Annotated in this window: 15 protein-coding genes and 1 tRNA gene; 7 read left to right on the plus strand and 9 right to left on the minus strand. The window is 68.2% G+C overall.

Annotation, left to right across the window (positions count from 1 at the left end; translation table 11 throughout):
- Positions 1 to 121 precede the first annotated feature (121 nt).
- Positions 122 to 1,558, plus strand: coding sequence for a pyruvate kinase (gene pyk / locus RCO28_RS03710; protein WP_308939436.1), 1,437 nt, complete (start codon positions 122 to 124; stop codon positions 1,556 to 1,558).
- A gap of 10 nt (positions 1,559 to 1,568) precedes the next feature.
- Here the strand turns inward: pyk and RCO28_RS03715 are convergent, their stop codons facing one another.
- Both RCO28_RS03715 and RCO28_RS03720 read right to left on the minus strand, forming a co-directional pair.
- The gene (locus RCO28_RS03715) at positions 1,569 to 2,351 is read right to left on the minus strand and encodes a helix-turn-helix domain-containing protein (protein ID WP_308939437.1); all 783 of its coding nucleotides are present in this window, start codon (positions 2,349 to 2,351) and stop codon (positions 1,569 to 1,571) included.
- A 110-nt stretch (positions 2,352 to 2,461) separates the two neighbouring features.
- A tRNA-Leu gene (locus RCO28_RS03720) sits at positions 2,462 to 2,534 on the minus strand.
- Positions 2,535 to 2,639: 105 nt separating this feature from the next.
- Between RCO28_RS03720 and RCO28_RS03725 the strand changes: the two genes are divergently transcribed.
- Positions 2,640 to 3,281, plus strand: a complete 642-nt coding sequence (locus tag RCO28_RS03725) for a response regulator (RefSeq protein WP_308939438.1) — start codon at positions 2,640 to 2,642, stop codon at positions 3,279 to 3,281.
- A 101-nt stretch (positions 3,282 to 3,382) separates the two neighbouring features.
- Here RCO28_RS03725 and RCO28_RS03730 read toward each other — a convergent pair whose 3' ends face one another.
- The 7 genes from RCO28_RS03730 to RCO28_RS03760 all read right to left on the minus strand — a co-directional run bounded on the left by RCO28_RS03730 (position 3,383) and on the right by RCO28_RS03760 (position 12,569).
- A complete protein-coding gene (locus RCO28_RS03730) occupies positions 3,383 to 4,099 on the minus strand; it encodes an ABC transporter ATP-binding protein (protein ID WP_308939439.1) in 717 nt (238 codons plus the stop codon).
- On the minus strand, positions 4,096 to 4,986 hold the full coding sequence (locus RCO28_RS03735) for an ABC transporter ATP-binding protein (RefSeq protein WP_308939440.1): 891 nt from the start codon (positions 4,984 to 4,986) through the stop codon (positions 4,096 to 4,098). Before RCO28_RS03735 ends, RCO28_RS03730 begins: the two co-directional genes overlap by 4 nt.
- Positions 4,983 to 6,776 (minus strand): branched-chain amino acid ABC transporter permease, encoded by a 1,794-nt coding sequence (locus RCO28_RS03740; RefSeq protein WP_308939441.1) that lies wholly within the window; start codon positions 6,774 to 6,776, stop codon positions 4,983 to 4,985. Before RCO28_RS03740 ends, RCO28_RS03735 begins: the two co-directional genes overlap by 4 nt.
- A 5-nt stretch (positions 6,777 to 6,781) precedes the next feature.
- Entirely contained in the window at positions 6,782 to 7,711 is a 930-nt protein-coding gene (locus RCO28_RS03745; protein WP_308939442.1) for a branched-chain amino acid ABC transporter permease, read from the minus strand.
- Positions 7,712 to 7,819: 108 nt separating this feature from the next.
- A complete protein-coding gene (locus tag RCO28_RS03750) occupies positions 7,820 to 9,034 on the minus strand; it encodes a branched-chain amino acid ABC transporter substrate-binding protein (RefSeq protein ID WP_308939697.1) in 1,215 nt (404 codons plus the stop codon).
- Between the two features lie 588 nt (positions 9,035 to 9,622).
- The gene (locus RCO28_RS03755) at positions 9,623 to 10,108 is read right to left on the minus strand and encodes a hotdog fold thioesterase (protein WP_308939443.1); all 486 of its coding nucleotides are present in this window, start codon (positions 10,106 to 10,108) and stop codon (positions 9,623 to 9,625) included.
- A 184-nt stretch (positions 10,109 to 10,292) separates the two neighbouring features.
- Complete coding sequence (locus RCO28_RS03760) at positions 10,293 to 12,569, minus strand: FdhF/YdeP family oxidoreductase (RefSeq protein ID WP_308939444.1); 2,277 nt, start codon at positions 12,567 to 12,569, stop codon at positions 10,293 to 10,295.
- Between the two features lie 277 nt (positions 12,570 to 12,846).
- Here RCO28_RS03760 and polA point away from each other — a divergent pair, with 277 nt between their 5' ends.
- The 5 genes from polA (at position 12,847) to RCO28_RS03785 (ending at position 19,579) form a co-directional block, all read left to right on the plus strand.
- Positions 12,847 to 15,600, plus strand: coding sequence for a DNA polymerase I (gene polA, locus RCO28_RS03765; RefSeq protein ID WP_374991085.1), 2,754 nt, complete (start codon positions 12,847 to 12,849; stop codon positions 15,598 to 15,600).
- Between the two features lie 154 nt (positions 15,601 to 15,754).
- Complete coding sequence (locus RCO28_RS03770) at positions 15,755 to 16,228, plus strand: hypothetical protein (RefSeq protein ID WP_308939445.1); 474 nt, start codon at positions 15,755 to 15,757, stop codon at positions 16,226 to 16,228.
- Between the two features lie 141 nt (positions 16,229 to 16,369).
- Positions 16,370 to 18,178: a lytic murein transglycosylase gene (locus RCO28_RS03775; protein ID WP_308939446.1), complete on the plus strand. Its 1,809-nt coding sequence runs from the start codon at positions 16,370 to 16,372 to the stop codon at positions 18,176 to 18,178.
- A 256-nt stretch (positions 18,179 to 18,434) separates the two neighbouring features.
- Positions 18,435 to 18,569: an SPW_0924 family protein gene (locus RCO28_RS03780; RefSeq protein WP_308939447.1), complete on the plus strand. Its 135-nt coding sequence runs from the start codon at positions 18,435 to 18,437 to the stop codon at positions 18,567 to 18,569.
- 11 nt (positions 18,570 to 18,580) lie between these two features.
- On the plus strand, positions 18,581 to 19,579 hold the full coding sequence (locus tag RCO28_RS03785) for a DUF3068 domain-containing protein (RefSeq protein WP_308939448.1): 999 nt from the start codon (positions 18,581 to 18,583) through the stop codon (positions 19,577 to 19,579).
- Positions 19,580 to 19,589 lie beyond the last annotated feature (10 nt).

Raw genomic sequence — 19,589 nt, forward strand, 5'->3', positions numbered from 1 at the left:
AGCGCTCATCAGAGCAACGCAGGGCACAGTTCAACACTTGTCAATAACCCTTCATGCAAAGGTTGTTGAGCAGTCACGCCACACCAAATCTCTACCCGCCGGTAAGCCCTAGGGTCAGACCATGCGCCGAGCAAAAATCGTCTGCACCCTGGGCCCCGCCACCGACTCCTACGACCAGATCAAGGCACTGGTCGAAGCCGGAATGGACGTAGCCCGCTTCAACCTCAGCCACGGCACCTACGCCGAACACGAGGAGCGCTTCAAGCGCGTCCGCGAAGCCGCCGAGGAAACCGGCCGCAGCGTCGGCATCCTCGCCGACCTTCAAGGCCCGAAGATCCGACTCGGACGCTTCACCGAAGGCCCCGTACTCCTTGAACGCGGCGACGACTTCACCATCACCGTCGAAGACGGCATCCAAGGCGACCGCCAGACCTGCGGCACCACCTACGACGGCCTCGCCGCCGACGTCACCACCGGCGAACGCATCCTCGTCGACGACGGCAAAGTCACCCTCGAAGTCACCGACGTCGACGGCCCCCGCGTCCACACCACCGTCATCGAAGGCGGCATGGTCTCCGACCACAAGGGCCTCAACCTCCCCGGCGTCGCCGTCTCCGTCCCCGCACTCTCCGAGAAGGACGTCGAAGACCTCCGCTGGGCCCTGCGCACCGGCGCCGACGTTATCGCCCTCTCCTTCGTCCGCAGCGGCCGCGACATCGAAGACGTCCACCGCATCATGGACGAAGAAGGCCGACGCCTCCCCGTCATCGCCAAGGTTGAAAAACCCCAGGCCGTCGAGAACATCGACGACATCGTCGCCGCCTTCGACGGCATCATGGTCGCCCGCGGCGACCTCGGCGTCGAAATGCCCCTGGAACAAGTCCCGATCGTCCAGAAGCGCGCCATCAAGCTCGCCAAGCGCAACGCCAAACCCGTCATCGTCGCCACCCAGATGCTCGACTCGATGATCGACAACTCCCGCCCCACCAGGGCCGAAGCGTCGGACGTGGCCAACGCGGTGATCGACGGCACCGACGCGGTGATGCTCTCCGGCGAGACAAGCGTCGGCAAATACCCCGTAGAAACCGTCAGGACCATGTCCCGCATCGTCGCCGCCGCAGAGGAGGACATCCTGGCAAAGGGCCTGCCCCCACTCACCGAACGCAGCAAGCCCCGCACCCAGGGCGGCGCAGTCGCCCGCGCTGCCGCCGAAATGGGCGACTTCCTCGGAGCGAAGTTCCTCGTCGCCTTCACCCAGTCCGGCGACACGGTCAAGCGCCTGTCGCGCTACCGCTCCCCGATCCCGCTCCTCGCCTTCACCCCGGACGCGGCGACCCGCTCCCAGCTCAACCTCACCTGGGGCGTGGAGACCTTCCTCGGCCCGCACGTCGACTCGACGGACGCGATGGTCGCCCAGGTCGACGAGCAGCTCCTGAAGATCGGCCGCTGCCAGAAGGGCGACATCGTCGTCATCACGGCCGGCTCCCCACCCGGAGTCCCCGGCTCGACCAACCTGGTCCGCGTCCACCACATCGGCGAGGACGACAGCCCGAAGTGACCTTCGCTGGTCAGTACTTGGGGCCTATGTGGGTGTCCATGAGGGCGACCGAGTCCTTGCGGGCTATGGAGATGTTGAACGGGATTCCGTCGCGCGTGCAGTTGGCCCACTGGACGCCCAAGCGGTCGAGGGTGTCAGTGCAGAGCCGCCGGATATCGTCGGACTTGTTGGTGAAGAAGTAGCGCGGGTACTCGTAGCGCTTCTTCACTCCGGCGACTATTCGCGTCGTCCAGTTGGTGATCCGACATCCGTCAGAGTGGATGAGCCCACGGACGAACTCCCATGGGTACGCGTCGACGATCTCCTGCTGCCAGGCCTGGAGGTCGATCTTCCGCTCGTGCTTCTTGCCGGGGCCGTGCTGGGGGAAGAGGCAGGGCCAGTGCTGGCTGTAGCCGACGACGGAGACATGCCCGGTGGCCTGCACTCTCGCAGCCTTGCCACTGGGGTTCGCCTCTTTGACGGCTTCTACGCACGCGTCGATCAGTCCTGGCCACACGTCCGCACACGCTATGCGTAAGAAGTAGCCGGTACGTGCGCCGGGGCTAATGCAGCCGTCGCCGAGGTAGAGGCCTAGGAGATAGGAGTATGCCGCCGGGTCGGGCGGCCAGTCGGACGTCGGTCCGCACCGGCAGCAGGGCTCCATCTGGGGCCTCATGCGCGGCAGCGGCTCGATCCGCACCATCCATTCACGGATCGCCGCACGTGAGATCCCGGTTTCCTTGCTGACGGAGTTGAGGCTGCGGCCTTGGGAGACGAGAGTGAGGGCGCGCTTGCGAGTGCTCATGTCGTACATGTGAGCGAGTCTTGCGCGACGCCTGCCGATTCGGCGAAGGTCAGCGGCCGGAATCACAAGGTCGGGTGAACTCCAGCCGAATCGCTGGCGGCCTTGCAATCAAAGGAAAGTGCCCCGAGTCGGATTCGAACCGACGCTGTATGGGTTTTGAATCCATGGCCTCTACCGCTGGGCTACCGGGGCTCCCTGCGAAACGAAGGATGCCCGGCACCCTCCGCGCCCCCACCATATCGCAGCTAGGTAGGCTCATGGAAAGTAGTACCTGCCCCATAACGAGGAGCCCCCGACGTGACCGCCCCCGAGTCGCCCCAGCCCGACGACGACCAGTCGCACGTGCCTCCGCTGACGACCCGCGTCGTCATCGCCGAGGACGAGGCGCTGATCCGCCTCGACCTCAAAGAGATGCTCGAGGAGGAGGGCTACTCCGTCGTAGGTGAGGCGGGTGACGGGGAGAAGGCCATCGAGCTGGCCCGTGAGCACCGCCCGGACCTCGTGATCCTGGACGTGAAGATGCCCGTGCTCGACGGCATCTCCGCGGCCGAGAAGATCACCGAGGAGTCGATCGCCCCGGTCCTGATGCTGACGGCGTTCTCGCAGCGCGACCTCGTGGAGCGTGCGCGGGACGCCGGCGCGATGGCGTATCTGGTGAAGCCGTTCAGCAAGGGCGATGTCGTTCCGGCGATCGAGATGGCCGTGTCCCGGTACACGGAGTTGAAGACGCTGGAGCGTGAGGTCGCGGATCTTTCGCAGCGCCTTGAGACGCGGAAGCTGGTGGACCGCGCGAAGTCGATTCTGCAGACCGAGTACGGCCTGACGGAACCCGCTGCGTTCCGCTGGATTCAGAAGACGTCGATGGACCGTCGGCTGTCGATGCAGCAGGTGGCGGAGGCTGTGATCGAGGATTCCGAGGAGAAGAAGAAGGCGAAGTAGTTCGCCGTAGTTCTTGGTGGTTCTTTCTAGCTCTTTGCGCGGCGGAGGCCCGCATCCCGTATCCGGGGTGCGGGCCTCCGCCGTACAGGAACGAGTGCAGCTCAGTCCTCGCCGAGATACGCCTTCCGTACGGATTCGTCGTGGAGGAGGTCCTCTCCGGTGCCGGAGAGGACGACCTTGCCGATTTCCATGACATGGCCGTGATCGGCGAGGGAGAGCGCGGCCTGGGCGTTCTGTTCGACGAGTAGGATCGTGGTGCCCTGGGATTTCAGCTCGCTGATGGTCTCCATGATCTTCTGCATCATGATGGGGGAGAGGCCCATGGACGGTTCGTCGAGCATGAGCAGTTTGGGCCGGGACATCAGGGCGCGGCCCATGGCGAGCATTTGCTGTTCGCCGCCGGAGAGTGTTCCTGCGGCTTGTTTTCTGCGTTCGCCGAGGATCGGGAAGAGGTCGTACGCCCGCTGGATGTCCTTTTCGATGCCCTCTTTGTCGTCGCGGAGGTAGGCGCCGAGGCGGAGGTTGTCGGTGATGGTGAGGCGGGGGAAGATGTGCCGGCCTTCGGGGGAGTGGGCGAGGCCCATGGCGACGATTTTGTGGGCGGGGACGCCGGCCAGTGGTTTTCCGTCGAAGGCGATTTTCCCGGAGAGCGGCTTGAGCAGGCCCGACAGGGTGCGGAGTGTGGTGGTTTTTCCGGCGCCGTTGGTGCCGATGAGGGTGACGACCTGTCCGGCTTCGACGCTGAAGGAGATGCCTTTGACGGCTTCGATCTTGCCGTAGGCGACCCTGAGGTCTTCGACTTCCAGTAGTGCGGTCACTGGTCGTCCTCCGTGCGGGTGTCGGTGCCGGGTGCTGCTTTGGTGGAGGGGGTCTGGGCGGCTTCGGCTGCTTCGACTTCGGCTACTTCCTCGTCGCCGGGTGCGCCTTCGAAGGGGGTTCCGAGGTAGGCGGCGATGACGCGTTCGTCGGCCTGGACGACGTCGGAGGTGCCCTCTACGAGTTTTTCGCCTTGCACGAGGACGGCGACGCGGTCGCAGAGGTTGAAGATGAACCGCATGTCGTGCTCGATGACGAGGATCGCGATGCCTTGGTCGCGGATGGCGAAGACCAACTCTTCGGTCGCGCGGGTTTCTTGGGGGTTCATGCCCGCGGTGGGTTCGTCGAGGAGGAGGAGCCCGGGGTCGCTGGCGAGGGCGCGGGCGATTTCGAGTTTGCGTTGTTCGCCGTACGGGAGGTTGCGGGCGAGGTGGTCGGCTTTGTGGGCGAGGCCGATGAACTCGAGGAGTTCCATGGCTCGTTCGTGGGATGCGGCTTCGGCTTTCTTGAAGCCGGGGCCGCGGAGGAGTGCTGACCAGAGGCCTTCTTTGGTGCGGGTGTGGCGGCCGACGAGGACGTTTTCCAGGACGGTCATGTTGGCGAAGAGCCGGATGTTCTGGAAGGTGCGGGCTATGCCGGCGCTGGTGACGAGGTGGGGTTTTGGGGGGAGGACGGTGCCTTTGTAGGCAACGGTGCCTTCGGTGGGGACGTAGAGGCCGGTGAGGCAGTTGAAGAAGGTGGTTTTGCCTGCGCCGTTGGGACCGATGAGGCCGACGATTTCGCCGCTGTTGACGGTGAGGCCGACGGATCGTACGGCGGTGAGGCCGCCGAAGCGCATGGTGACGTCGGTGGCTTCGAGGACGGTGGTGGTTGTCGTCATGGTGGTCATCCCCCCGCCTTGGCGGTGCCGACGGTGGTGTCGGGGAGTCGTTGTTCTGGTACGTCGAGTTGGTCGGTCTCGTGGAATTCGAGCTGGGCGCGTTTGTTGGCGACGAGTCCTTCGGGTCGGAATCGCATGAGGAGGATGAGGGCGAGTCCGAAGAGGATCAGCTGGAAGTCTTCGAGGAATTGGAGTTTGGCGGGGATGAGGTAGAGGAGTGCGGCGCCGATGAGGGGGCCGCTGATGGTGCCCATGCCGCCGAGGATGACTGCGGCGAGCAGGAACGCGGAGTTCGGGGGCACGGTGTTGGCGAACAGGTACTGCTCGGGGGTGATGCTGTACGAGACGTGTGCCTGGACGGTTCCGGCGAATCCGGCGAGGGTGGCGCCGAGGGCGAAGGCGATGAGTTTGACGCGGAATCCGTTGATTCCCATGGCGGTTGCCGCGGTTTCGTCTTCGCGTACGGCGACCCAGGCGCGGCCGATGCGGGATTCTCCGGAGCGTCGGAAGACCATGACGACGACTGCGGTGAAGAGCAGCATCAGGAGGTAGTAGTTGCCGGATCGGCCGAGGGTGAATCCGGCGATTTCGTGGGGTGCGCCGAAGTTGAACCCGAAGAGTTCGAGGTCGGGGATGTTGGGGATGCCTTGGGAGCCGTTGGTGATGTCGGGTCCGGCGCTTCCGTTGAGGTTGTTCATGGTGATGCGGAAGATTTCGCCGAAGCCGAGGGTGACGATGGCGAGGTAGTCGCCGCGCAGTCGGAGGGTGGGGGCTCCGATGAGGACGCCGAAGATGAGTGAGGCGGCTGCGCCGACGAGTACGGCGGCCCAGAAGGGGAATTGGACGCCGAAGGTGGATTGCGGCGATCCGGAGACGAGGGCGGCGGTGTAGGCGCCGACGCCGAGGAATGCGACGTATCCGAGGTCGAGGAGTCCGGCGAGGCCGACGACGACGTTGAGGCCGAGGGCGACGGTGGCGAAGATCAGGATGTTGGCGCCGATGAGGGCGTAGGACTCGTCGGTCTGTGTGAAGGGGAAGCAGGCCGCGGCGATGAGTGCGGCGGTGAGGGTGATGGTGCGGTGCTTCGCGGTGAGCCGGTTGAGGCGGGCGATGAGGCCGGCGCGGAACACGGCGGGGGCGGCGAGTGCGACGGTGATGAGGAATCCGACGAAGAGTTCGGAGTAGGCGTCGATGCCGTAGGCGAAGACGTAGAGGCCGGTGCCGAATGCGGCGGTGATGATGAGGATTTCGACCCAGTTCGCCAGTTCTTTGGCGGGTGGTGCGGGGGGTGCTTTGAGTGCGTGCTTGAAGCGGTTCCAGGTGCCGGTGTTCTCGTCGTCCGGGGGCAGGTCGCTGGGGAGGCCGAGTGCGGCGATGACGGCGATGAGTGCGCCGATCTCGGATATCCAGGCGCCGGGTTCGAGGTTGATGACGCCGCCGAGTTGTACGGAGATGGCGGCGACGGCGTAGGTGGTGGTGCCGAGGACGGCGAGTGCGGTGAGGGTGACGGGGCTGCTTTTTCCGGCGGGGGTGAGCCAGGTGAGGCCGCGGATTCCCATGCCGGAGAGGGTGAAGAGGATGGTGAGTGCGGCGCCGACGAGGGTGATGACCTGGAGGCCGCCGGGGTAGCCGGTGACGGTGAGGTTGCCTGGGAATTCTTCGGTCCAGGTCCAGGCGAGGAAGGTGCCGGCGAGGGCGAGTGCGGCGCCGGTGAGTACGCCGGTGCGGGCTGCCTTGTTGGGCAGGGGGAGCAGCGAAGTGGGCTGCTGCGCGGGGGTTTTGGTGGTGTCGGTGGTCATGGGTATCACGCCCGATCCGCGACGCGTTCGCCGAGCAGGCCTTGTGGCCTCAGGAGCAGTACGAGGATGAGGAGGGTGAAGGCCCAGACGTCCTTCCAGGCTCCGCCGCCGAAGAGTTCCATTCCGGGGATTTCGCCGATGTAGCCGGTGGCGAGGGATTCGGCGACGCCGAGTACGAGGCCGCCGAGCATGGCTCCGTAGATGTTTCCGATGCCGCCGAGTACGGCTGCGGTGAAGGCTTTGAGGCCGAGGATGAAGCCCATCTTGAATCCGACCTGGCCGTTGTGGAGTCCGTATCCGACGGCTGCGATGGCGGCGAATGCGGCGCCGATGGCGAAGGCCATGACGATGATGCGGTCGGTGTTGATGCCCATGAGTTTGGCGGTGTCTGGGTCTTGGGCGGTGGCCTGCATGCCGCGGCCGGATCGGGTTTTGTTGACGAAGAGGCCGAGGGCGAGCATGCAGAGGGGTGCGGCGATGAGGACGAAGAGGCTGCCTATTTGGATGTTGGCGCCGAGTATGTTGACCGGTTCGCTGTCGAACTGGGGGAAGGAGAGGTCCTTCTTGGCGTCCGGGTACCACTTCCACACGGCTTGTTGGAGAAAGATGGAGAGGCCGATGGCGGTGATGAGGGGGGCGAGCCGTGGGGCGCCGCGCAGGGGGCGGTAGGCGAAGCGTTCGGCGGCGGTGCCGACGGCTACGGAGCAGATCATGCCGCCGATGATCATGAGGGGTATGGCGGCGGCGAGTGAGAAGCCGTCGGGGAGTACGAGGTGGACGGTAAGGGCGCCGAAGCCCCCGATCATGAATATCTCGCCGTGGGCGAAGTTGATGAGCTGGACGATGCCGTAGACCATCGTGTACCCGATCGCGATGAGTCCGTACATCGCGCCGAGGATGAGTCCATTGGCCAGCTGCTGCGGCAGTTCGTTCACCGCAAGGCCTCCGTGGAGTGGTTCGGATAAGGCACCGCGCGGGAGCGCTGGTAGCGCGCCCGCGCGGTCTGGATGCTGTGCCGTTTCGCGGCCAAGAGGCCGGGTTCTTTATTCGGGCTTGTAAGCCCCGCTGAACTCCGGCTTCCACGCCTTACCTTCGACCCGGTAGGCGGTCATCATGGTGTTGGTGGTGTCGCCGTACTCGTCGAACGAGACGTTTCCGGTGACGCCTTCGAACTTGACCTTGCTCATGGCTTCGAGGACCTTGGCTCGGGCGTCCTCGGGGAGTTTTCCGTCGTTTCCTTCGACGGCGATCCTGACGGCTTCGATGATGGACCAGGTGGCGTCGTAGGTGCCGCCGCCGTAGGCCTCGTAGGCGTCCTTGTATCCGGCCGCTTCGTAGTTCTTGATGAATGTCTTGGCGGAGTCGAGCATTTCGACGGGCTTGCCGACGGAGGTGGCGAGGTCGCCTTCGGCCTTCTTGTTGAGCTTGATGAAGTCGGCGCTGTAGATGCCGTCGCCGCCCATGAGCGGGATCTTGGCGCCGCTGCCCTTGAGCTGCTGGCTGAGGGGGCCTGCTGCCGGGTATTCGCCGCCGTAGTAGACAGCTTCGGCGCCGGAGTTCTTCACCTTGGTGACGACGGCTCGGAAGTCGCGGTCCTCGGGGTTGATGTGGTCGGAGGCGACGATCTTTCCGCCGAGCTTGGTGAAGGTGTCCTTGAAGGACGCGGCGAGTCCGGCGCCGTAGGTCTTCTGGTCGTCGATGAGATAGACCTTTTTGATCTTCGCCTTGTTGTAGAGGTACTTGGCGGCGAAGTCGCCCTGGACCTGGTCGGTCGTGGCGGTACGGAAGAAGGTCTTGAAGGGGCGCTTGAGGTCGCCGGTCTTCCAGCCGTCTCCCTGGGTGAGTTCGGTGCCCGTGTTGGCGGGGGAGACCTGGACGAGGCCCGCGTCGTTGAAGGGCTTCTGCATCGACTGGGAGACGTTGGAGTTCAGTGGTCCGACGACGCCGAGTACTTCTTTGTTGCTGATGAACTTCTGTGCGTTCTGCTGGCCTACGGAAGGCTGTGCCTGGTCGTCGGTGGCTTGGAGTTTGAACTCGACGCCTTCGACGGTGCCTTCCTTGTTGGCGGTCTTCACGGCGAGGTCGGCGGAGTTCTTGATACCGAGGCCGAGTGCGGAAAGGTCACCGGTCAGGGGCGCGTCCACGCCGATGACGACGGTGGTTTTGTCTCCGTCGCCGCCGCCTTTTCCTTCGTCGCGCGATCCGCAGGCGGTGAGTGTGAGTGCCCCGGTGGTCAGCACGGTGGTGAGTATGAGCAAGGAACGGTTTCGCACGCTTGGTCCTTTCCCTGGCGCGGCTTCCTCAGTGGTGAGGTGCCGTGTGATCGCCGGGCCGTACTGGTGTGGTACAGGGCCGTGCAATTCAGTTCGCGCCCGGCGGCGCGGTGACTGGCGGTGACTCTAAGCGCAGGTGAAGGAGTGTGGGAGCGGTGCGGGCCAGGATGTGACGTTCTTGTTATGCGGGGTGAATCGTCGGCGGTGAAGTGAGGTCCAAAAGTGGTTTTTGGTCCTGTCACCGTCGTTCGCATGGTGAGAATTTGCAGTTCCGCTCAGGGGTCTCAAGTGATCTTGGGGTGTCGCTCGATGTGAATCCTGCAGTGTGAATACGGGATTTCGGCGACCCGCTTTGCGTGAACGGATTGTGTCGACAGAGCCCGCCGCAATTACTCACGGTTACCGCGGGGTGGGTCGGTTCGGGCGGGGCCGGGCTGCCCGATGCGGTGGCACAACAGATGGGCGGGGCACGCCACTTGTGTGACGTGCCCCGCCCGTGGTGACCCGGGGTGGCCGGGATCGCGTGCCGGGACCGGCTGCCGACGCCTTACGTCGAGGCCGGCTGCCTGAGGGTCAACTCTGCTTGTCCGCCTGGCCGTTGTCGGGCGCGGCGTCCCGGAGCAGACAGGTCAGGCGCGCGGTGCAGACCCGCTTGTCCTGCTCGTCGCTGATGACGATCTCGTACGTGGCGGTGGAGCGGCCACGGTGCACGGGCGTGGCGACACCGGTGACCAGGCCGGAGCGGACGCCGCGGTGGTGCGTGCAGTTGAGGTCGACACCCACGGCGATCTTGGAGACGCCGCCGTGCAGCATGGAGCCGACCGAGCCGAGGGTCTCGGCGAGCACCGCGGACGCGCCGCCGTGCAGCAGTCCGTACGGCTGGGTGTTGCCCTCGACGGGCATGGTGCCGACGACCCGGTCGGGTGCGGCCTCGACGATCTCGATGCCCATGCGGGTGCCGAGGTGTCCGGCGGAGAACAGGGCGGGCAGGTCGACACCGAGTGCGGCGTACTCGGCGACGATCTCCTGCGGGAACTTGACGTTGTGCTTCTCGCCCATGGGCCTCGACTCCAGTTCGTCGTCCTTGTGGCGGCGGTACGGCCGTGCGGTGCACCGTACCCGCCGCCTGAGCAAACGCTTAGACGGGGGGCGATTGTTCCAGACCGGCAGGACGGACCACCGCCCGCCCGAGGCTGGAGCAGGACCACCGCCCTCGCGGAGCCGGGAGGGGAGGACCCACTCCTTACGGGCGGGCCTCCAGGCGGACGACGACGGACTTGCTGGCCGGGGTGTTGCTGGTGTCCGCGGTCGCGTCGAGCGGCACCAGGACGTTCGTCTCCGGGTAGTACGCCGCCGCGCAACCTCGGGCCGTCGGATAGTGCACGACGCGGAAGCCCGGCGCGCGCCGCTCCACACCGTCCTGCCACTCACTGACCAGGTCGACGTACGCACCGTCCGCGAGGCCGCCGAGCTCGCGGGCGTCGGCCGGGTTGACCAGGACGACGCGGCGGCCGTTCTTGATGCCTCTGTAGCGGTCGTCGAGGCCGTAGATCGTGGTGTTGTACTGGTCGTGGGAGCGCAGCGTCTGCAACAGCAGCCGCCCCTCGGGCAGTTCGGGGTACTCGACCGGCGCCGCAGTGAAGTTGGCCTTGCCGGTGGCCGTCGGGAAACGGCGCTCGTCGCGCGGGGCGTGCGGCAGGGCGAAGCCGCCGGGCCGTGCCACGCGCGCGTTGAAGTCCTCGAAACCGGGCACTACGCGCGCGATGCGGTCGCGGATCGTGGCGTAGTCCTTCTCGAACTCCTCCCACGGCGTGGTGCTCTTCTCGCCCAGGACACGGCGGGCGAGCCGGCTCACGATCGCCGGCTCGGACAGCAGGTGCGGGCTCGCGGGCTCCAGGCGGCCGCGCGAGGCGTGCACCATGCCCATCGAGTCCTCCACGGTCACGAACTGCTCGCCACTGCCCTGCAGATCGCGCTCGGTGCGGCCGAGCGTCGGCAGGATCAGGGCACGCGCGCCGGTGACCGCGTGGGAGCGGTTCAGCTTCGTCGACACATGCACCGTCAGGCGGGCGCGGCGCATCGCCGCCTCCGTGACCTCGGTGTCGGGCGACGCCGACACGAAATTGCCGCCCATGGCGAAGAACACCTTCGCCTCGCCGTCGCGCAGCGCGCGGATCGCCCGCACCACGTCCAGGCCGTGCTCGCGCGGCGGGGCGAAGCCGAACTCCCGCTCCAGGGCGTCCAGGAACGCGGGCGCGGGCCGCTCGAAGATGCCCATCGTGCGGTCGCCCTGCACGTTGGAGTGCCCGCGCACCGGACACACACCCGCGCCCGGGCGGCCGATGTTGCCGCGCAGCAGCAGGAAGTTCACGACCTCGCGGATCGTGGGCACCGCGTGCTTGTGCTGCGTCAGCCCCATCGCCCAGCACACCACCGTCCGCTTCGAGGCGAGCACCATGGCGAGCGCCTCCTCGATACGGGACCGCTCCAGACCCGTCGCGGTGAGCGTCTCGTCCCAGTCGGCCGCACGCGCGGAGGCGGCGAACTCCTCATACCCATGGGTGTGTTCGCGGACGAACTCCTCGTCCACGGCAGTGTCCGACTCGAGGATCAGCTTGTTGAGGAGGCGGAACAGGGCCTGGTCGCCGCCGAGGCGGATCTGCAGGAACAGGTCCGTCAGGGCCGTGCCCTTCAGCATCCCCTGCGGGGTCTGCGGGTTCTTGAACCGCTCCATCCCGGCCTCGGGCAGCGGGTTGACCGTGATGATCCGTGCGCCGTTCGCCTTCGCCTTCTCCAGGGCGGACAGCATGCGCGGATGGTTCGTGCCCGGGTTCTGCCCGGCCACGATGATCAGATCCGCCTTGTACAGGTCCTCGAGGAGAACGCTGCCCTTGCCGATGCCGATGGTCTCCGTCAGGGCCGACCCCGACGACTCGTGGCACATGTTGGAGCAGTCCGGCAGGTTGTTCGTGCCGAACTCGCGGGCGAACAGCTGGTACAGGAACGCCGCCTCGTTGCTGGTGCGGCCTGACGTGTAGAACAGCGCCTCGTCCGGTGAGCCGAGCGCGTCCAGCTCGTCGGCGACGATGTCGAAGGCCTGCTCCCAGGTGACCGGTTCGTACCGCTCGGCGCCCTCCGCCAGATACATGGGGCGGGTGAGGCGGCCCTGCTGGCCCAGCCAGTACCCACTGCGGCGGGCCAGGTCCGCCACCGGGTGCGCGGCGAAGAACTCCGGTGTGACCCGGCGCAGGGTGGCCTCCTCCGCGACCGCCTTCGCGCCGTTCTCGCAGAACTCGGCCTTGTGCCGGTGCTCCGGCTCGGGCCAGGCGCAGCCGGGGCAGTCGAAGCCGTCCTTCTGGTTCACGCGCAGCAGCGTCAGCGCCGTGCGGCGCACGCCCATCTGCTCCTGGGCCATGCGCAGGGTGTGCCCGATGGCGGGGAGCCCGGCGGCGGCGTGCTTGGGGCCTTCGACCTGCGGTGCGTCCTGGACGGGATCGCCGGCGGGGGGCTTGCCTGCCATGACCGGTCTCCTTCGAGCAGTCACTGTCTGCGTACATCTCGATCCTCGCACGCCCGCGACCGGCTCAGGCAGCCTGTGGATAACTCGGCCGACCGGTGCACGACGGCCGCACGACGGACCCACGACCCGAAGTAGGACCGGCGTACGGGACAGGACGGGGGCGGGACCGGACGAGCAGCCCGGACGGACCGGCACCGACCGCTCGCGGCGAGGGTGAGAGGAGCCCGGAGGGCGGACGCGGACTGGATTGTCAGTGGGGCGTGGCAGGATCGGGGACGTGGCAGAGACAGCAGCGAAGAAGACCCCCGCCCAGACGAAGGCCGCGAAGGCCGCCGACCCGTCCGCAGGCGGCAAGCGCCCGCGCCTGATGCTCATGGACGGGCACTCGCTCGCCTACCGGGCGTTCTTCGCGCTGCCCGCGGAGAACTTCACGACGGCGACGGGCCAGCCCACCAACGCGATCTACGGATTCGCGTCGATGCTGGCGAACACGCTGCGCGACGAGGAGCCCACGCACTTCGCAGTCGCCTTCGACGTCTCCCGCAAGACCTGGCGCTCACAGGAGTTCGCGGAGTACAAGGCGAACCGCTCCAAGACCCCCGACGAGTTCAAGGGCCAGGTCGAGCTGATCGGCGAGCTGCTCGACGCGATGCACGCCGAGCGGTTCGCGGTCGACGGGTTCGAGGCGGACGACGTCATCGCCACCCTCGCCACCCAGGCCGAGGCCGCAGGGTTTGAAGTCCTCGTCGTCACTGGCGACCGCGACTCCTTCCAGCTCATCTCCGACCACATCACGGTCCTGTACCCCACGAAGGGCGTCTCGGAGCTCACGCGGTACACCCCGGAGAAGGTCCAGGAGAAGTACGGCCTGAGCCCCGCCCAGTACCCGGACTTCGCGGCCCTGCGCGGCGACCCGTCGGACAACCTCCCGGGCATCCCCGGCGTCGGCGAGAAGACCGCCGCGAAGTGGATCAACCAGTTCGGCTCGTTCGCCGAGCTCGTGGAGCGGGCCGACGAGGTCAAGGGCAAGGCCGGCCAGAACTTCCGTGACCACCTGGAGGCCGTGAAGCTGAACCGCCGCCTCACCGAGATGGTCCGGGACGTCGAACTGCCCAGGACGGTCGCCGACTTGGAGCGCGCGGCGTACGACCGCAAGGCCGTCGCCGTCGTCCTCGACACCCTGGAGATCCGCAACCCCTCACTGCGCGAACGCCTCCTCGCGGTCGACCCGGGCGCCGAGGACACCGACCAGACGCCTGCGGCCGACGGAGTGGAGATCGACGGCACCGTCCTCGGCTCCGGCGAGCTCGCTCCGTGGCTCGCCGAGCACGGCAAGGCCGTCCTCGGCATGGCGACCGTCGCCTCCTGGAAGCTGGGCACCGGCGCCGTCGCCGAGGTCGCCCTGGCCGACGCCGGGGGAGCGGCCGCCTGGTTCGACCCGTCCCAGCTCGACGAGGCCGACGAGAACGCGTTCGCGCAGTGGCTCGCCGACCCGAAGCAGCCGAAGGTCGTGCACGACGCGAAGAACGCCCTCAGGGTCTTCGCCGAGCACGGCTGGACCATCGAGGGCATCACCATGGACAGCGCCCTCGCCGCCTACCTGGTCAAGCCCGGCCGCCGCTCCTTCGCCCTGGACGCCCTCTCCCTGGAGTACCTGGGCCGGGAACTCGCCCCGGCCGCCGAGGCCGACGGCCAGCTGGCGTTCGGCGCGGACGACACCGCCGAGGCCGACGCCCTGATGCACCAGGCCCGTACCGTCCTCGACCTCGGCACCGCCTTCGGCGAGCGCCTCAAGGAGGTCGGCGCCGCCGAGCTGCTCACCGACATGGAGCTGCCCGTCTCCGCGCTCCTCGCCAAGATGGAGCGCTCCGGCATCGCCGCCGACCGCGCCCATCTGGAGGCCATGGAGCAGCAGTTCGCGGGCGCCGTACAGCAGGCCGTGAAGGAGGCGCACGACGCCGCGGGCCACGAGTTCAACCTCGGCTCGCCCAAGCAGCTCCAGGAAGTCCTCTTCGGCGAGCTCGGCCTGCCGAAGACGAAGAAGACCAAGACCGGGTACACCACGGACGCCGACGCCCTGGCCTGGCTCGCCGCCCAGACGGACAACGACCTCCCGGTGATCATGCTCCGCCACCGTGAGCAGGCCAAGCTCCGCGTGACCGTCGAGGGCCTGATCAAGACGATCGCCGCGGACGGCCGCATCCACACCTCGTTCAGCCAGATCGTCGCCGCCACCGGCCGCCTGTCCTCCACGGACCCGAACCTGCAGAACGTCCCGGTGCGGACCGACGAGGGCCGCGCCATCCGCCGCGGCTTCGTCGTCGGCGAGGGCTTCGAGTCCCTGATGACCGCGGACTACAGCCAGATCGAGCTCCGCGTCATGGCCCACCTCTCCGAGGACGAGGGCCTCATCGAGGCGTTCACGTCCGGCGAGGACCTGCACACCACGGTCGCCTCGCAGGTCTTCGGCGTCCCCGGGGACCAGGTCGACGCCGAGATGCGCCGCAAGATCAAGGCCATGTCGTACGGCCTGGCGTACGGCCTCTCCGCGTTCGGCCTGTCCCAGCAGCTGAACATCGAGGCGTCCGAGGCCCGCGCCCTGATGGACACCTATTTCGAGCGCTTCGGCGGCGTACGCGACTATTTGCACCGCGTCGTGGAGGAGGCCCGCGCGACGGGGTACACGGCGACGATCCTCGGCCGCCGCCGCTACCTCCCGGACCTCAGCAGCGACAACCGCCAGCGCCGGGAGGCCGCCGAGCGCATGGCGCTGAACGCACCGATCCAGGGCACCGCCGCGGACATCGTGAAGATCGCGATGCTGCGGGTCGGACAGGCCCTGGAGAAGGCCGAGTTGTCCTCCCGAATGCTGCTCCAGGTGCACGACGAAATCGTCCTGGAGATCGCGGCCGGGGAGCGGAAGCGGGTCGAGGAGCTGGTCCGCCGCGAGATGGCCGGCGCGGTCAGCCTCCGGGCCCCCCTCGACGTATCGGTCGGCGTGGGCGCGGACTGGGAGTCGGCGGCGCACTGAGACGGCGCACTGAGACGGGGTACGGCAGCGGCACGACGGGGAGTACGGGGGCGGCCTGGCCGGTGAGCCGGGGCCGTCCCCCCCTCACCGCCCAACCCCCCTCACCGCCCAACCCCCCACCACAACCACCCTCCCCCGCAGCTCACACACCCGTATGGCCGCCGTGCCCGTGCCGTGGGTCTCGGCAGGCGGCAACGTGGCGGGCATGGTCAGCCACCAGCGCCGCGCGGTCGCACTCGCCGCCATGGTCCCCGCCCTGCTCGTGCCGATATCCGCGGTCGCGGCACGCGCCGAGGACCGGCGCGCACGTCGCGCCGCGACCTGCCGCACCGCAGCCGCACCAGCACGCGCCGCCCGTACGTCCCCGGACGTACGGGCGGCGTCGTCGTACGGGCCGCAGGACCCCCAGCCGATTCCCGTACCCGAGGACGAGAGCGTGCTGTGGTGCGCGCTCGAAGGCGGTGGGCATCGGCACGCCGCCGCCGGTCCGAGCCGTGTCCTGCTCGTCGAGACGGTGCTGCGGCGGGCGCAGGAGCTGGGGCGGCGCCTGACGCGCGCCGAGACCCGCGCCGGGCAGCGCGCCGTACGCACCCACACAGCAGGCTCCGGCAGCGTGCGCCGGCAGTGACCTCCAAGGGCCCGGGCAGCCTGTGGCCAACCGGTGAAAAGCGGTCGGGAACGGGTGTCTGTGCGCGGAAAGTTGCCGTAGGGTCGCCTGCGTCAGCGCGCTGGGGAGAGCGCGTGGTCACAACCGGAGGGGATCAGACGTATGGCAGCGCTGCACGGCCGACGGCTGCGCAAGACAGCGGTGAGCGCGGCGGTGGCCGCGGCGGCGGTGGCGGCGCTCTCCGCGTCGCAGGCTCCGGGCATCACCGACACCCCGCAGGGCCGCAGGACCACCGAGTCCACCCCGCCCGCGGATGACTCCGCGACCGGCAACTCCCCGTACTACACGGACCTTCCGCCCCTGGACAGCCCGATCCCGGGTGACGGCGGCGAGCAGGAGCGCACCGGCGAGGCCGAGGCCGGCATACCCGCCACCGTCCTCGACGCCTACAAGAAGGCCGAGGCGGAACTGCGCGCGAGCAAACCCGGCTGCCGACTGCCGTGGCAGCTCCTCGCCGCGATCGGCAAGGTGGAGTCCGGCCAGGCCCGCGGCGGCCGCGTCGACAGCAACGGCACCACCCTCAAGCCGATCCTCGGACCGCAGCTCAACGGCGTCGGCTTCGCGAACATCCGCGACACCGACGGCGGTTCGTACGACGGCGACACCACGCACGACCGCGCCGTGGGGCCCATGCAGTTCATCCCCTCCACCTGGGCGACCTGGGCGCAGGACGGCAACGGCGACGGCAAGAAGGACCCCAACAACATCTACGACGCGGCCCTCGCCGCCGGCCGCTACCTCTGCGCGGGCGACCGCGACCTGTCCACCACGTCGGGGCTGCACCAGGCGATCCTCAGCTACAACCGCTCGCAGCACTATCTGCGGACGGTCCTGTCGTGGCTGGAGTACTACCGCAAGGGCACGCACGAGATCCCCGACGGCACCGGTGTCCTGCCCGTGGGCCGCAGCAACGACGACGCCAAGTCCGGCTCCGGAACGGGCGGTTCGGGCGACGACGGCAAGGGCCGTACGGGGACGGGCCCCGCAGACGGCAAGAACCCGGGCGAGACCCCCGACCCCGGCCAGTCCACCGGCGGCTCCGACGGCGAAACCCCCGGCACCGACCCCTCCGAGCCCGGCACCGACCCCTCCGAGCCCGGCACCGACCCCTCCGAGCCCGGCACGGACCCCACGGAGCCCGGCGGCTCCAACCCGGGCGGCGGCCCCGGCGGTGGCGGCCCCGGAGGCAGCAGCGGTGGCGGCGAGAGCCCCAGCCCCACACCCGCCCCCGAGGACCGCGTCGCGAAGCTCGCGGACGCGGGCACCGGCGAGCTCACCGCGACCGCGGGCCAGACGTTCGCCGTGAAGCCCGCCGTACGGGCGCACGGCGCCAACGGCGCGGGCGTCGCCGACGTGAAGGTGCGCTTCGAGATCGTCGGCGCCACCGACAGCCGCTTCGCGGGCGGCGCCGCCTCCGCGACCGTCACCACGGACAGCCGCGGCAAGGCCGTCGCGCCCGAGCTCAGGGCGGGCGAGGAGACCGGCGAGTTCACGGTCCGCGCCAAGGTCGTCGGCCGCACCCTCGACGCCGTCGACCACACCGCAGAGGTCACCGCCCGCCAGGCCGACGAGCTGACGCGCGTCGGCGACAAGGAACTGACCTGCGCGGCGGGCGCCGATTACGCCGACCCCGTAGCGGTGAAGGCCACCTACAAGGGCGCGGCCGCGGCCGGCGTCGAGGCCACCGCGACCATGATCAAGTCGGCGGACGACCCGACCGCCAACGACAAGGGCCCGTACTTCAAGGACGCCGACGGCAACGCGATCCGTACGCTCAAGGGCCTCAAGACCGGCGCCGACGGCACCTTGAAGCTCCCGAAGATCTACGCGGGCGACGCCAAGGGCACGTACCTGCTGCGGATCGAGACGGTCGGCGGCGGCAGCGTCACCGTCGAGCTGAAGGTCTCCTGACCCGGACAACGAACCGCCGGAGACCACCGAGCCGCACAGCCACCCACGGAACCCTCCGCTGCCGGAACCCCTCCGCCCCCGCGCCACTCCTGGCCCGGGGGCGGACCCGTATCCGCAGCCACCTCCCAGGAACCCCGCGGGACCGCGCGTGCAACGTGTTCTCATCTCGCGGTCGCATTGCTACGGTGCCCCCGCCCTGACGCCGTATCAGGTCGGCAGTTCCGGCCGGCCTGGCCACCACCACGGGAGGCCGAGCATGCGTGCCCTGATCTCCGCCGGCATCGGCCTCGTCGCCGCGATCGCGCTGGTCCTCACCATCACGGCGATCGGCGCGCCACCCGGCGAAACCTCGCCGAAGCCGCTGCTCACCACCATCCCCGACCACCCGTAGGGAGGGCCGCGATGCGCCGCAAGGCCGGCCTCGTACTGCTCGCGTTCGCCGTGTTCTTCACGGCCCTGTCCCCCCTGATGCGGTTCTACGCCTTCCCGCGGCTGGCGAAGATCCCGCCCAGCCAGTACCAGGAGATGGTCCTGGAGGTGAAGCCCGCGACGCTCATCGACTACGGCACCATGCAGCCCAAGAAGGTCGACAAGCTCACCATCGTGCAGACCCTCAAGGGCAACGTCGAGGAGTCGGAGAAGATCGAGAAGCGGGTCGGGAAGGACGTCGTCGTCTGGGACGCGCTCGTCCATGTCGTCGGCCCCGACGGCAAGATGGTCTCCCAGATCCCCGAGCGCTACATCTTCGACGCCCACAGCCAGGAACCCGTGCACGCCAAGGGCGAGATGGTCGACGGGCGCCCCGTCAAACGCAAGGGCATCGAGTTCAAGTGGCCCTTCCTGACGGAGAAACGGGACTACGAGTACTACGACGCACGCTCCGACACCACCGCGCCCATCCACTACAAGGGCACCCGGGACTTCCGCGGCGTCGAGGTCTACTACTTCGAGCAGACCGTCCCCTGGACCGAGGTCGAGGTCCCGAACACCCTTCCCGTGAAGGGCATCACGCCGGACTCGGTACGCAAGACCGGCACGAAATTCTGGTACACGACGGTCCGCAAGTTCTGGGTCGAACCGACCACCGGAGCGCCCGTGTACGGCGAGGAGATCCACAAGGAGGAGATGCGCGGCGGCACGCTCCTTGAAGGCAGCGGCCGCGACAAGGTCACCGCCTTCGCCGGGCACGCCAAGATCCGCGAGGACTACATCGACTACACCGTCGACCTGGTCAAGTCCCAGCGCACCCTGGTCCTGCTGCTCACCAGCTATCTGCCCTGGGGCTTCCTCGGCCTCGGCGCCGCCCTGCTGAACCTGGCCCTCGTCCTGGAGGCCCGCAGCCGCAGGCCCGGCGAACCGGAACCCGAGTCCGCCCCTGAGCCGGAACCGGTCAACGCCTGAGGCGGCGGCC

Source organism: Streptomyces sp. LHD-70, from assembly GCF_031157275.1.
In the GTDB taxonomy this organism is placed as follows: domain Bacteria; phylum Actinomycetota; class Actinomycetes; order Streptomycetales; family Streptomycetaceae; genus Streptomyces.